General features: G+C 71.0%; 16 protein-coding genes and 1 tRNA gene. 4 read left to right on the plus strand and 13 right to left on the minus strand.

The window, feature by feature from the left end; translation table 11 throughout:
- Window positions 1-6: 6 nt before the first annotated feature.
- From QM572_RS03540 to QM572_RS03595, 12 genes are all read right to left on the minus strand, one after another.
- Window positions 7-831, minus strand: coding sequence for an MlaE family ABC transporter permease (locus tag QM572_RS03540; RefSeq protein WP_415090094.1), 825 nt, complete (start codon window positions 829-831; stop codon window positions 7-9).
- Window positions 832-841: 10 nt separating this feature from the next.
- Complete coding sequence (locus tag QM572_RS03545) at window positions 842-1,603, minus strand: MlaE family ABC transporter permease (protein WP_415090185.1); 762 nt, start codon at window positions 1,601-1,603, stop codon at window positions 842-844.
- Between the two features lie 45 nt (window positions 1,604-1,648).
- The gene (locus QM572_RS03550) at window positions 1,649-2,602 is read right to left on the minus strand and encodes an ABC transporter ATP-binding protein (protein WP_415090096.1); all 954 of its coding nucleotides are present in this window, start codon (window positions 2,600-2,602) and stop codon (window positions 1,649-1,651) included.
- Between the two features lie 112 nt (window positions 2,603-2,714).
- Window positions 2,715-3,107: a 50S ribosomal protein L7/L12 gene (gene rplL / locus QM572_RS03555; protein ID WP_415090098.1), complete on the minus strand. Its 393-nt coding sequence runs from the start codon at window positions 3,105-3,107 to the stop codon at window positions 2,715-2,717.
- Between the two features lie 14 nt (window positions 3,108-3,121).
- A complete protein-coding gene (gene rplJ / locus QM572_RS03560; RefSeq protein WP_415090100.1) occupies window positions 3,122-3,778 on the minus strand; it encodes a 50S ribosomal protein L10 in 657 nt (218 codons plus the stop codon).
- A 242-nt stretch (window positions 3,779-4,020) separates the two neighbouring features.
- A complete protein-coding gene (locus QM572_RS03565; RefSeq protein ID WP_415090102.1) occupies window positions 4,021-4,731 on the minus strand; it encodes a hypothetical protein in 711 nt (236 codons plus the stop codon).
- A gap of 91 nt (window positions 4,732-4,822) precedes the next feature.
- Window positions 4,823-5,536 (minus strand): 50S ribosomal protein L1, encoded by a 714-nt coding sequence (gene rplA, locus QM572_RS03570; protein ID WP_415090104.1) that lies wholly within the window; start codon window positions 5,534-5,536, stop codon window positions 4,823-4,825.
- A 13-nt stretch (window positions 5,537-5,549) separates the two neighbouring features.
- Window positions 5,550-5,981 carry a 50S ribosomal protein L11 gene (gene rplK, locus QM572_RS03575; RefSeq protein ID WP_415090106.1) on the minus strand — a complete coding sequence of 144 codons (432 nt, stop codon included), beginning with the start codon at window positions 5,979-5,981 and terminating at the stop codon, window positions 5,550-5,552.
- 134 nt (window positions 5,982-6,115) lie between these two features.
- Window positions 6,116-6,850, minus strand: a complete 735-nt coding sequence (nusG, locus tag QM572_RS03580; RefSeq protein ID WP_415090109.1) for a transcription termination/antitermination protein NusG — start codon at window positions 6,848-6,850, stop codon at window positions 6,116-6,118.
- Between the two features lie 22 nt (window positions 6,851-6,872).
- The gene (secE, locus tag QM572_RS03585; protein ID WP_415090111.1) at window positions 6,873-7,118 is read right to left on the minus strand and encodes a preprotein translocase subunit SecE; all 246 of its coding nucleotides are present in this window, start codon (window positions 7,116-7,118) and stop codon (window positions 6,873-6,875) included.
- Between the two features lie 24 nt (window positions 7,119-7,142).
- Window positions 7,143-7,215, minus strand: a tRNA-Trp gene (locus QM572_RS03590).
- Window positions 7,216-7,373: 158 nt separating this feature from the next.
- Window positions 7,374-7,955: a GNAT family N-acetyltransferase gene (locus tag QM572_RS03595; RefSeq protein WP_415090113.1), complete on the minus strand. Its 582-nt coding sequence runs from the start codon at window positions 7,953-7,955 to the stop codon at window positions 7,374-7,376.
- Window positions 7,956-7,973: 18 nt separating this feature from the next.
- On the opposite strand from QM572_RS03595, the gene QM572_RS03600 reads away from it, so the two are divergent.
- Together QM572_RS03600 and QM572_RS03605 are read left to right on the plus strand one after the other, a co-directional pair.
- Window positions 7,974-8,579 (plus strand): helix-turn-helix domain-containing protein, encoded by a 606-nt coding sequence (locus QM572_RS03600; RefSeq protein ID WP_415090116.1) that lies wholly within the window; start codon window positions 7,974-7,976, stop codon window positions 8,577-8,579.
- 27 nt (window positions 8,580-8,606) lie between these two features.
- Window positions 8,607-9,536, plus strand: coding sequence for a carbohydrate kinase family protein (locus QM572_RS03605; RefSeq protein WP_415090119.1), 930 nt, complete (start codon window positions 8,607-8,609; stop codon window positions 9,534-9,536).
- Here the strand turns inward: QM572_RS03605 and QM572_RS03610 are convergent.
- Window positions 9,484-10,698: an ROK family protein gene (locus tag QM572_RS03610; protein ID WP_415090121.1), complete on the minus strand. Its 1,215-nt coding sequence runs from the start codon at window positions 10,696-10,698 to the stop codon at window positions 9,484-9,486. The two genes, QM572_RS03605 and QM572_RS03610, sit on opposite strands and share 53 nt — an antisense overlap.
- An 85-nt stretch (window positions 10,699-10,783) precedes the next feature.
- Between QM572_RS03610 and edd the strand changes: the two genes are divergently transcribed.
- Both edd and eda read left to right on the plus strand, forming a co-directional pair.
- Complete coding sequence (gene edd, locus QM572_RS03615; protein WP_415090124.1) at window positions 10,784-12,757, plus strand: phosphogluconate dehydratase; 1,974 nt, start codon at window positions 10,784-10,786, stop codon at window positions 12,755-12,757.
- On the plus strand, window positions 12,750-13,412 hold the full coding sequence (gene eda / locus QM572_RS03620) for a bifunctional 4-hydroxy-2-oxoglutarate aldolase/2-dehydro-3-deoxy-phosphogluconate aldolase (RefSeq protein ID WP_415090126.1): 663 nt from the start codon (window positions 12,750-12,752) through the stop codon (window positions 13,410-13,412). The genes edd and eda overlap by 8 nt, the downstream gene beginning before the upstream one ends.
- The last annotated feature ends 2 nt before the right edge of the window (window positions 13,413-13,414 follow it).

Raw genomic sequence — 13,414 nt, forward strand, 5'->3', positions numbered from 1 at the left:
AGCGGCTCATCCCGCCAGCCTCACCGTCGTCGAGGCGCCCCAGATCGCCATCGACAGGAACAGGTCGAGCACCGACACGGCGACGATGCTCGTCCGGACCGCCCGGCCCACGGCCACGCCGACGCCTGCGGGGCCCCCGCTGGCGGTGTAGCCGTGGTAGCAGTGGATCAGGATGATCACGACGCTGAACACCAGCACCTTGCCGAAGGACCACAGCACGTCGCCCGGGGGCAGGAAGGTCCAGAAGTAGTGGTCGTAGGTGCCTGAGCTCTGCCCGTAGAGATAGACGACGGTGAGCTTGGTCGCGATGTACGACGACAGCAGCCCGATCACGTAGAGCGGCATGATCGCGATCAGCCCCGCGATGATCCGGCTGGTGACGAGGAACGGCAGCGACGGGACGGCCATGACCTCGAGCGCGTCGACCTCCTCGGAGATCCGCATCGCGCCGAGCTGCGCCGTGAAGCCGCAGCCGACCGTCGCCGCGAGAGCGATCGAGGCGACGAGCGGCGCGATCTCGCGGGTGTTGAAGTAGGCGCTGACGAATCCGGAGAAGGCGCTCGTGCCGAGCTGGTTGAGCGCGGCGTACCCCTGGAGGCCGACCTCCGTGCCGGTGAAGAACGTCATCGCGGCGATGACGCCGATGGTGCCGCCGATGACGGCCAGCGCACCGGTACCGAAGGTGACCTCGGCCAGCAGCCGGCCGATCTCCTTCTTGTAGCGCTTCACCGTGCGCGGCGCCCAGCCGAGGGCGCGCAGGTAGAAGGCCAGCTCGTGGCCGAGGTGGTCGAGGCCGTTGAGCGGCTTCTTCAGAAGCGTGGGGAGTGCCATGTCCAGCCGCCTATCCGGTCTTCGCCGGGACGACCTGGAAGTAGATCGCGCTGATCACGAAGTTGACGACGAACAGGAGCATGAACGTCACGACGACCGACATGTTGACCGCGTCGCCGACGCCCTTCGGGCCGCCGCCGGCGTTCATTCCCATGTACGAGGCCACGATCGCGGCGATGAGGCCGAAGATGAGCGCCTTCGCCAGGCCCTGCCAGACGTCGGGAAGCTGGGCCAGCGCGGTGAAGCTCGCCAGATAGGACCCGGGCGTGCCGTGCTGCAGGATCACGTTGAAGACGTAGCCGCCCGAGACGCCGACGACGCTGACCATGCCGTTGAGGAAGACGCTCACCAGCATGCAGGCCAGGACGCGGGGCACGACGAGGCGCTGGATCGGGTCGATGCCGAGCACCATCATGGCGTCGAGCTCCTCGCGGATCTTCCGGGCGCCGAGGTCGGCGGCGATGGCCGAGCCGCCGGCGCCGGCGATGAGCAGGGCGGTCGCGATCGGGCCGGCCTCGCGGACGACGGCCAGCACGCTGGCGGAGCCGACGAACGACTGCGCGCCGAACTGCTTGATCAGGCCGCCCACCTGGAGCGCGATGACCGCGCCGAAGGGGATCGCGACCAGCGCCGTGGGGACGATGGTGACCGACGCGATGAACCAGGCCTGCTGGATGAACTCGCGCAGTTGGAAGGGGCGCTTGAAGAGGGCGAGGAAGACGTCGAGACCGAAGGCGAAGAAGTTGCCTGCGGTCCCGACCGGCTTCAGCACCTTTGCTGCCGTCAGGGCGGACACGGGCTCAGCGATCCAGCAGGCTCAGGAACCGCCGGCGAGGACTGCGTCCGGCTGGAACGAGCCCGGAGGAGGCGTGACTCCGTGCTCGCGGCACCACTCCCCCGGCGGGCGCTGGCTCTTGCGCGGGATCCCGTTGGAGGGCTCGAGCTGCAGCGCGATCGGGGGCAGCGGGGGCAGGTCCATGTCCTTCTCGGCCGCGAGCTGGTCGGCGTCCTTCTCCTCGGACATGCCGATCGGGCCGACCCGCTGGGCGTTGAGGAACTGTCGCACGACCGGCTCCTCGGAGCTGAGCAGCTGCTCCCGGTGACCGAACATCGCCAGGTGCTTGTGGTAGAGCAGGCCGAGGTTGTCCGGCACGGTGCGCGCGGTGTTGATGTCGTGGGTGACGATGAGGAACGTCGCGTCGATCTGCGCGTTGAGGTCGACGATCAGCTGGTTGAGGAACGCGGTGCGGACCGGGTCGAGGCCGGAGTCGGGCTCGTCGAAGAGCACGATCTCGGGGTCGAGCACGAGTGCGCGGGCGAGGCCGGCGCGCTTGCGCATGCCACCGGAGATCTCGCCGGGGAGCTTCGTCTCGGCGCCGATGAGGCCGACGAGGTCCATCTTCTCCATGACGATCCGGCGGATGTCGGACTCGGACTTCTTGGTGTGCTCGCGCAGCGGGAAGGCGACGTTGTCATAGAGGTTCATCGAGCCGAACATCGCGCCGTCCTGGAAGAGGACGCCGAAGAGCTTGCGGATCTCGTAGAGCTCCTTCTCGGAGCACGTGACGAGGTCGGTGCCCTCGATGATCACCGAGCCCCGGTCGGGCTTGAGCAGCCCGATGAGGGTCTTGAGGAGGACGGACTTGCCGGTTCCCGACGGGCCGAGCATCACGCAGATCTCGCTCGCCGGCACCGTGAGGGTGACGTCACCCCAGATGAGCTGCTTGCCGAAGCTCTTCGTGAGGTGCTCAATCTTGATGTCGACGCCCATGACACTCCCAACGTTCAGTTGTGACGTAGGTTACGCGCCGGTAGCCAAAGACGGGAGGGGCACCCGCAATTGCGGATGCCCCTCCCGTACGAGGTGCTCTAGCGAGCAGGGGTCACTTGAGGGTGACCGACGCGCCGGCGGCCTCGAGGGCCTCCTTCGCCTTGTCGGCGGTCTCCTTGTTGACCTTCTCGAGAACCGTCTTGGGGGCGGCCTCCACGAGGTCCTTGGCCTCCTTCAGGCCGAGGGACGTGAGCGCGCGCACCTCCTTGATGACGTTGATCTTCTTGTCGCCGGCGGCCTCGAGGACGACGTCGAACTCGTCCTGGGCAGCGGCCTCCTCGGCAGCGCCACCGGCGCCACCCGCGGCGGGGGCGGCGGCGACGGCCACCGGAGCGGCGGCGGTGACGCCGAAGGTCTCCTCGAACGCCTTCACGAACTCGGAGAGCTCGATGAGGCTGAGCTCCTTGAACGCGTCGAGCAGCTCGTCAGTGCTGAGCTTCGCCATGATTGGCCTTCCTTTCAGTTCTCGGTCTCGGCCGGGGCGTCAGCCTCGGTCTCGACCGCATCGGTGGTGGTGTCGGCAGCGGTCTCCTCGACCGCGGCCTCTGGTGCCTCCTCGGCAGCAACCGGAGTGCCGGCACCACCTGCGAGGATCGTGGGGTCTTCGGCGGCCTTGGCGGCGAGGGCGGCAGCGAGCTGCGCGGCCTTGCTCGGCAGGGCGTTGAAGACGTAGAGCGCCTGGGCAAGCGACGCCTGCATGGCGCCGGCGAGCTTGGCAAGGAGCACCTCACGCGACTCCAGGTCGGCGAGCTTGCCGACCTCGGACGCGTCGAGCGCCTTGCCCTCCAGGAAGCCGCCCTTGATGACAAGAGCGGGGTTGGCCTTGGCAAAGTCACGCAGACCCTTGGCGACCTCGACGACGTCACCCTTGATGAAGGCGACGGCGGTGGGGCCGGCGAGGAAGTCGTCGAGACCGTCGAAGCCCGCCTCCTTGGCGGCGATCTTGGTCAGCGTGTTCTTGACCACGGCGTAGTTGGCGTTCGCACCGAGGGAGCGGCGCAGGTTCTGCAGCTCCTTGACGGTGAGACCGCGGTACTCGGTCAGCACGGCACCAGCGGACTCGTTGAACTCGCCAACGATCTCCGCGACGGCCGCGTTGCGATCTGCCCGCGCCATGGGTCTCCTTCTTCCGTGGGCGAGACCCCCGTGGCCCTCAAATGACGAACGCCCCGAGCGCAGGCTCAGGGCGGGAACTCCGGCGGAACGTCGTACGCCGTCATCGTGCTCTGTCACCTGCGCAGGCCGTCCGCTTCGCGGAACCTTCACCTCTCTCCTGGTGGAGCGAGGAACCGGCGGTCTCTGGTTTCAGGGAGGAACTCTACGACGCGCTCCGGGTCCCGCCAAATCGTCGCGAGCGCTCAGGATCGCTCCGGGAGCAGCGGATCCTCGAGGGCGCCGTTGCAGCCGTAGATCGGGATGCCGACGCACCCGAGCGTCTCCGACCTGACCTCCTCGGAGCCGGCGGTGACGGCCACCCAGCTGCCGCCCTCGGGCAAGGTGACGGGGTCGGCGTCCTCCCGGAAGCCCACCGCCTCCCAGGAGTAATCGTCGTGCAGGCTGATCGAGGTGCGGGGGTCCTGGCAGCCGGCGCCGTACCAGGCGAGGTGGCCACCGGCACCAGGACTCCCGCTCTGGACCGGGACGTAGATGGAGGTGCCGCACTGTTCCTCCTCGCCGCTCACCGCGGCTCCGCGGCCCACTCGCGCCGCGATCTCGGCGGACGTCGCGGTCGCCGCGTCGAAGACGGCCACGGCCTGCATCGTGCAGACCTGCTCGTAGTCGATCGGCACCCAGCCGGCGTCGATCGACGTGATCTCACACGAGAGGTAGGTCCAGCGGCCGGCCTCCGGGCCGAGGGCGCCGGCCAGTTGCCGTACCTTCTCCTCGAGGCGCTCCAGCGCCTCGCCCCGGCGCTGGAGCGCCTGGGTGCCCGCCTCGCGGGCCTTGCCCTTGGCGCTGTGCCTGGTGGTGATGTCGCTCAGCACCTTGAGCAGGACCAGCGCCAGGACGACGGCCAGCGCGACCAGCCCGATCCGGGCCCAGAGCGACCTCCCCCTCCACAACGCCACGTCGCCAGCGTAGGGCTGGGGCACGTGCCAGGAACGCCGAACGGGCCCCGCACCCGGAGGTGCGAGGCCCGCTCACCGAGTCGGCCGAGGATCAGGCCTCGTCGTCGCCGGCCACGTTGCGGGTGCGGTTGGGGTCCACCTGGACGCCCGGACCCATCGTCGTGGAGACGGTGACCTTCTTGACGTAGCGGCCCTTGGAGCTGGCCGGCTTGAGCCGGAGCACCTCCTCGAGCGCCGCGGCGTAGTTCTCCGCCAGCTGGGCCTCGGAGAAGGAGGCCTTGCCGATGATGAAGTGGAGGTTGGCGTGACGGTCCACGCGGAACTCGATCTTGCCGCCCTTGATGTCGGTCACGGCCTTGGCCACGTCGGTGGTCACCGTGCCGGTCTTCGGGTTGGGCATGAGGCCACGGGGACCGAGGATGCGGGCCACCTTGCCGACCTTGCCCATGAGGTCCGGGGTCGCGACGGCCGCGTCGAAGTCGGTCCAGCCGCCGGCCACGCGCTCGATGAGCTCGTCGCCGCCGACCTCGTCGGCACCGGCGGCGCGGGCCTCCTCGGCCTTCTCGGCGTTGGCGAACACGATGACGCGGACGGTCTTGCCGGTGCCGTGGGGCAGGCTCACGGTGCCACGGACCATCTGGTCGGCCTTGCGGGGGTCGACGCCGAGACGCATGACGACGTCCACGGTCTCGTCGAACTTCTTCTTGCTCGCACCCTTGGCGATCTTGATCGCGGCCAGCGGGCTGAAGATCTCGTTCTTGTCGAACGAGTCAACCGCGGCACGGTAGGTCTTGCTGCGCTGCATGTCAGTCTCCTCCTCAGGCCTCGGTCGTGACGCCCATAGAACGGGCGGTGCCCTCGACGATCTTCATCGCGGCCTCGATGTCGTTGGCATTGAGGTCGGGAAGCTTGGTGGTGGCGATCTCGCGGACCTGGTCCTTGGTCAGCTTGCCGACCTTGTCCTTGTGCGGGACCGAGGAGCCCTTGGCCAGGCCGGCGGCCTTCTTGATCAGCTCGGCGGCCGGGGGCGTCTTGGTGATGAACTCGAAGCTGCGGTCCTCGTAGATGGTGATCTCGACGGGGATCACGTTGCCGCGCATGGACTCGGTCTGGGCGTTGTAGGCCTTGCAGAAGTCCATGATGTTGACGCCGTGCGGGCCGAGCGCGGTGCCGACCGGCGGGGCCGGGGTCGCGGCCCCGGCGTTGAGCTGCACCTTGACCAGGGCAGCGATCTTCTTCTTGGGAGGCATGCTCACTCTCTCTCTTCGCGTGGTCATGACGAGGCGGACGCCTCTGCCACTGGCTCCTTCGCCGTCGCGTACGACGTCAGGCGAGCCGATCCAACGGAGAAGTCTCCGGCATCAGCCGGGGACTCTCCAAAACCTCAGACCTTGGAGACCTGGCTGAAGCTGAGCTCCACCGGGGTCTCGCGGCCGAAGATCTCCACGAGCGCCTTGAGACGCTGCGACTCGGCGTTGATCTCGGTGATCGTGGCGTGCAGGGTGGCGAAGGGGCCGTCGACGACCATGACCGAGTCGCCCTCGCCGAAGTCGGCCACCTCGACCGGCTTCTTGGAGGCGAGGATCGTGCCCGCGCCACCCGTGGCGGCGGTGCCGGCGGCAGCGGCCTCGGCCTCCGCCTCGGCGGCGGCGACCACGGCCGGAGCGAGCATCGACTCGACCTCGGACATGGACAGCGGCACCGGCTGGTGCTGGTGGCCGACGAAGCCGGTCACGCTCGGGGTGTGGCGGACCGCGGCCCACGACTCGTCGCTGAGGTCCATCCGGACCAGGACATAGCCGGGGAGGACGGTGCGCTTGACCTTCTTGCGCTGGCCGTTCTTGATCTCGAAGACCTCTTCGGTGGGGACCACGATCTCGTGGATGTAGTCCTCCATGTTGAGGGAGATGATGCGGTTCTCCAGGTTGGACTTCACCCGGTTCTCCATGCCGGAGTAGGTGTGCACGACGTACCAGTCGCCCGGCTTCGCCCACAGCTCGCGCCGGAAAGCCTCCAGCGGGTCGTTCTCGTCGGTCTTGACGGCTTCGTCGGTCTCCTCGACCACCTCGACCTCGTCGGTCTCGGGGGTGGACTCGAACTCCTGCTCAGACACGCTCACTCCATCAGCTCTAGAAAACTCGTCAGTCGCGGCCGTTGAAGACCATGAAGAAGAACTTGCCGAGCCCCAGGTCGAGGAGCGACACGATCGCCATCATGATCAGCACGAACACCAGCACGACGATGAAATAGGTGGTCAGCTGCTGCTGCGTCGGCCAGACGACCTTCCGCAGCTCAGCGATCACCTGCCGGTAGAACGTGAAGGGGCTGGTCCGCTTCTCGCCGCCGTCCCGCTTGCGCGGGGCCGGGCTGGTCGTGCTCTCAGACATGCCTCTCCTCGTCCAACGTCGGTGCAGGGCACGAGGGACTTGAACCCCCAACCTTCGGTTTTGGAGACCGATGCTCTGCCAGTTGAGCTAGTGCCCTCCGATGGATCCTGTTGGGCCACGTGACGCCCCGAACCCGGAAAATGGGCGCAGAACATCATGTGGGAAATCCACCAGTCGAGGAGTCTACGGCGCTGCCAGACGGAGCACCAATCGAGCCCGGCGGACGCGCCCCGGGCGACACCGTGGCCCGCGAGCTCAGCCGAGAGCTCGGCCGCGAGGCCGCCCGAGCGCGCGCGGGGGCGACGCGGGATCGCCGTCGCCCTCCGGGTCGGCGAGGTCGAGCTCGAGGTAGGCGACGTCGTGCCAGGCGCCGTGCTTCCAGCCCACGCGGTGCAGCGTGCCGACGTCGGCGAACCCGAAGGACCGGTGCAGCCGCAGGCTCGCCTCGTTGGGCAGCGCGATCACGCCGATGAAGCGGCGGTACCCCAGGGCCGCCAGCCGCTCGATCAGCTCCGCGTAGAGCGCCCGGCCGCGGCCGCCCCCGCGGGACGACTCGTCGAGATAGACGCTCCCCTCGACCGCCCAGTCGTAGGCCGCCCGCGACTTGAAGGAGCCTCCGTAGGCGTAGCCGGTGACGACGCCGTCCTCCTCGAGCACCAGCCACACGTGACGCTCCTGGGCCTGCGCGATGCGCCGGGTCATCTCCTCGACGCCCGGCACCTCGGTCTCGAAGGTGATCGGGGTGTGGGCCACGTAGGGCGCGTAGATCGCGGCGCACGCAGCCGCGTCGGCAGCGGTCGCCACGCGGATGGTCCGGCTCGCGGAGTCGTCGCTCATGTCCATTATAGTAGTTGTATGAGTGACGATGGTGCCAGCCCCGCGGGCTCCGACGACCTCGGCGCCGCGCTGGCGGCCGCGATCCAGGGCGCACGCGCGGGGCGCGGCCTCACCGTCGCGTCGCTCGCCGAGGCCTCCGGCGTCTCGCGGGCGATGATCTCCAAGGTCGAGCGCGGCGAGGCGCAGCCCACCGCGGCCCTGCTCGCGAAGCTCTCCTCGGCGCTCGGCCTGACGCTCTCCGAGCTGATCGCACGTGCGGAGGGCGGCACCGCGCGGCTCGCCCGGCGGCGCGACCAGCCGCTGTGGACCGATCCCGAGACGTCGTACGCGCGGCGGGCGGTCTCGCCGCCGGCGAGCACCGGCGTCGAGCTGGTGGAGGTCGAGCTCCCGCCCGGCGCCGAGGTGTCCTACCCGGCCGAGAGCTTCCGCTTCGTCGACCAGCAGATCTGGGTGCTGGCCGGGCGGCTGCGGTTCCGCGAGGGCGCGGAGACGCACGAGCTCAACGCCGGCGATTGCCTGCAGCTCGGCACGCCGCAGGACTGCACGTTCGCCAACCCGTCCGCGCACGGCTGCCGCTACCTGGTCGTCCTCGGCAAGCCCGCGCTGGGCCGCCGCGCGCTCTGAGAGCGCGTTCGGGTGCAGACTGACGGCGTGCCCCCACGACGCGAGCCCGAGGCGCTGGTCATCGGCGAGGCCCTCGTCGACGTCGTCCACGACGGCGCGGGCCGGGTCACCGAGCGGCCCGGCGGCAGCCCGGCGAACGTCGCCGTCGGTCTCGCCCGGCTCGGCCGGCCCACGGCCCTGCTCACCGACCTCGGCGAGGACGCGTACGGCGACCGGCTGGTCGCCCACCTCGAGAGCGAGGGCGTCCACCTGCTGGCCGGACGGCGGCCGGGGAGGCGGACGTCGTCGGCGACGGCGCGCATCGGGAGCGACGGGTCCGCGTCGTACGTCTTCGACCTGAGCTGGGATCCGCCCGCGCCCGTCTCCGCCGGAGCGCCGCGCGTCGTCCACACGGGCTCGCTCGGAGCCGTGCTCGAGCCGGGCGCCGCGACCGTGCTCGCGCTGCTCGACCGGCTGCGGCCCACGGCGACCGTGAGCTACGACCTCAACGTCCGGCTGGCGGCGATGGGGACGCGCGAGGAGGTGCGCCGCCGGGTCGAGGCGGTGACGGCGCGGGCGGATGTGGTGAAGGCCTCCGACGAGGATCTCGAGAGCCTCTTCCCCGGCCAGGACCTGGTGTCGAGCGCGCGGTTCCTGCTCGACCTCGGGCCGGCGGCCGTCATCGTGACGTGCGGCGGCGAGGGCGCCCGCTGCCTGACCGGCTCGGACGAGACGTCGGTGCCGGCGGTGCGGGCGACCGTGGCCGACACGATCGGGGCCGGCGACTCGTTCTGCGGCGGGGTGATCGACCGGCTCTGGGAGCTCGACCTTCTCGGCGCCGGAGCCCGCGAGCGACTGCGCGGGCTGGACGCCGCGACCTGGCAGGACGTGCTCGCCCATGCGGCCGCGGTGGCCGCGGTGACGGTCAGCCGACCGGGTGCCGATCCGCCGACGCGAGCCGAGCTGGCCCACCGCTGAACCGCGGATCCGGGCTCGACAGCCGCTCGTCCACGGCCGCGGGCGCGAGGACGTGGTCGAGCGCCAGCGCGGCGCAGCCGATCAGGCCGGCCGAGTCGCCGTGGGCGGCGGGCAGGAACTGGAGGTCGCGGGTGGCCAGCGCGGTCGACCGCGCGTACACGCTCTCGCGGACGCCGGCGGCGTAGACCTCGAAGGCCGCGCCCATGTCGCCGCCGAGGACGACGGCCTCGGGGTTGAGCAGGTTGATCGCGACGGCGAGCACCTCGCCGAGCTCGCGACCCGACTCGCGCAGGAGGTTGCGGGCGACCGAGTCGCCGGCGAGCGCCATCGCGACGAGGTCGCGGACGTGCCCGGCGGTGCGGCCGGAGTCGTTGAACGCGTTGACCAGCGCCCAGCCGCCGGCCACCGACTCGAGGCAGCCGGCGGCGCCGCACCGGCAGGGCAGGTCGCCGGCCCCGATCCGGGTGTGCCCGATCTCCCCCGCGGCGCCGAGGCCGCCGGTGAGCACCCGGCCGTCGGCCACGACGCCCATCCCGAGACCCGTCGAGGCCTTCACGACCAGCAGGTCGCGATAGGGCGTGCCGGAGAAGAGCTCGGCGCGGGCCATCGTGTCGGCGTCGTTGGCGAGGAAGACGGGCGCGTCGGTGAGCGTCCGCAGGAACGGCACCAGCTCGACGCCGTCCCAGCCGCCCATGACGGGCGAGTCGACGCTCACCCGCCGGCGCTCGTCCACGACCCCGGGCAGGCTGATGCCGACCCCGGCGATCGGCAGGTCGATCGGGGCCACCATCGCCCGGAGGCGCTCGACGACGAGCGGCATCAGCTCCTCGGCCCCGACGCCGACCTCGTGGTCGCGGGTGTCGCCAGCGAGCTCACGGCCGACGAGGTCGAAGACCGCGAGCTGGCTGCGGCTGCGGCCGATGGCGACGGCGAGGACCACACCGGCGTCGGCCCGGAACCGCAGCGCCCCCGCGGGGCGGCCGCCGGTCGGCGCCTGCTCGTGGCCCTCCTCGATCAGGCCCGCCTCCTCCAGCGCGGCGAGGCGGGCCCCGACGGCCGTGCGCGAGAGGCCCGAGAGCCGCTGGAGGTCGGCGCGGGTGCGCGCGCGTCCGGCACGGAGGTGGTCGAGGAGGCCGCCTGCGGTGGCGGGCGCGTCGGGCATGGCGGAGATCCTAGCCACTACTTTTGTCGAAAAAATACCTAACCAGTGCTTGTATCGATCCAAAGTCTCTGGAACCGTGGGTCACGTGACCCCCGACACGCTCCGTCCCCCGGTCGACCCGACCCTCGCCGCCGTCACCGCGCGCCTCGTCGAGCGCAGCGCGCCCACCCGCTCCGCCTATCTCGCCCGGATCGCCGAGGCACGCCTCGCGGGCCCGGCCCGCGGGCGGCTCGGCTGCGGCAACCTCGCCCACGGCTTCGCTGCCGCGCCGATCGAGCACAAGCGCGAGCTTGAGATCACCGCGCCGCAGGGCAAGCCCAACGTCGCGATCGTGACCAGCTACAACGACATGCTCTCCGCGCACGCGCCGTACGCCGACTACCCGCCCGTCCTCAAGCACGCCGTCACCCGTGCCGGCGGCATCGCCCAGGTCGCCGGCGGGGTGCCCGCGATGTGCGACGGCATCACCCAGGGCCGGCCCGGCATGCAGCTCTCCCTCTTCAGCCGCGAGGTGATCGCGATGTCGACCGCCGTCGCGCTCTCCCACGACATGTTCGACGGCGCCCTCATGCTCGGCGTCTGCGACAAGATCGTCCCCGGCCTGATGATCGGCGCCCTCTCCTTCGGCCACCTGCCCACCGCGTTCGTGCCCGCGGGCCCGATGACGTCGGGGCTGCCCAACGCCGAGAAGTCGCGGATCCGGCAGCTGCACGCCGAGGGCAAGGTCAGCCGCGAGGCACTGCTGGCCGCGGAGTCGGCGTCCTACCACTCCTCCGGCACGTGCACCTTCTACGGGACCGCCAACTCCAACCAGCTCCTCATGGAGGTGCTCGGCCTGCACCTGCCCGGCTCCTCCTTCGTCAACCCGGGCACAGAGCTGCGCGATGCCCTCACCCGAGCGACCGCCGCCCAGCTCACCTCCCTCACCCTGGGCGGCGGGCCCGGGATCGGCGAGCTGGTCGACGAGAAGGCGATCCTCAACGCCTGCGTCGCCCTGCTCGCGTCGGGCGGCTCCACCAACCACACGATGCACCTCGTCGCCATCGCCCGCGCGGCGGGCATCGCGCTCACCTGGGACGACCTCTCCGACCTGTCGGCGGTCGTGCCGCTGCTCGCCCGGATCTACCCCAACGGCGAGGCCGACGTGAACCACTTCCACGCCGCCGGCGGCATCGGGCTCATGATCCGGAGCCTGCTCGAGGCCGGTCTGATGCACGAGGACGTCGAGACGATCCTCGGCCGCGGCCTCTCCCGCTACACCGCCGAGCCGAGGCTCGACCCCGAGGGGCTCGGCTCCCACCGCACCGCGCCCGGAGTCGTCTTCGTGGACGGGCCCGCGACGTCGTACGACGTCGACGTGCTGCGCCCGGTGAGCGAGCCGTTCTCCGCCGACGGCGGCCTGCGGGTGCTCCACGGCCCGCTCGGCACGTCGGTGATCAAGACCTCGGCGGTGAAGCCGGAGCACCGGGTCGTCACGGCCCCCGCCATGGTCTTCGACGACCAGGCCGACTTCCTCGCGGCCTTCGCCTCCGGCGCCTGCGACGACCGCGACCTCGTCGCCGTCATCCGCTACCAGGGGCCGGCGGCCAACGGCATGCCGGAGCTGCACAAGCTGACGCCCGCGCTCGGCGTCCTCCAGGACCGCGGGGCCCGCGTCGCGATCGTCACCGACGGCCGGATGTCCGGTGCGTCCGGCAAGGTCCCCGCCGCCATCCACGTCACACCCGAGGCGGCGCTCGGCGGGATGCTCGCCAAGGTCCGCGACGGCGACCTGGTCACCGTCGACGCCGAGCGCGGCGTGCTGACGGTCGACGTGCCGGCCGACGAGCTCGCCTTCCGCCCCGCCACCGGCCACGCCCTCTCCGACGAGGAGTGGGTCGGCACCGGGCGCGAGCTCTTCGCTTCCTTCCGCCACGCCGTCGGCCGGGCGGACCAGGGCGCGTCGGTCTTCGCCGGCTCCCGGGTCGTCCAGCCGGCGGCGCGGCCGCGGCACCCCGGCATCCCCACCGCCGTCGGCGTCTCCACGAACGCCCGCACCAAGGAGTCCTCCGTTGCCTGAGCCCACCACGTCAGGTCACGCCGACCTGCTCTCGCTCTCCCCCGTCGTCCCCGTCGTCGTCATCGACGACCTCGACCACGCGGTGCCGGTGGCCCGTGCGCTCGTCGCGGGCGGCGTGCCGGTCATCGAGCTCACCCTCCGCACCCCGGTCGCGCTCGACGCCATCCGCGCCATCGCGGACGAGGTCCCCGAGATCACCCTCGGCGCGGGCACCGTGGTCACCCCCGAGCTGGCCAAGCAGGCCGCCGCCGCGGGCGCGAGCTTCCTGGTCTCGCCCGGCACCACGCCACGACTGCTGGACGGGATGTTCGAGACCGGGCTGCCCTTCCTGCCCGGCACCGCGACGGTGTCGGAGATCCTGGCCATCCTCGAGGCGGGGATCACGCAGATGAAGTTCTTCCCGGCGGCGGCCATCGGCGGGGCGACCTTCCTCGCCTCGCTCAGCACCGTCGTGCCGACGGCGAGGTTCTGTCCGACCGGCGGGATCCGTCCCGCCAACGCGACGGCGTACCTGGACCTGCCCAACGTCGGCTGCGTGGGCGGCACCTGGCTCACCCCGCCCGCGGCCCTCGCCGGCGGTGACTGGGCGGAGATCACCAGGCTCGCCGCGGAGGCAGCGTCGCTCGGCTCATCCGCATCGCCCGGAGCCGCATAGCC

This window comes from Nocardioides sp., assembly GCF_047607365.1.
Taxonomy (GTDB): domain Bacteria; phylum Actinomycetota; class Actinomycetes; order Propionibacteriales; family Nocardioidaceae; genus Nocardioides.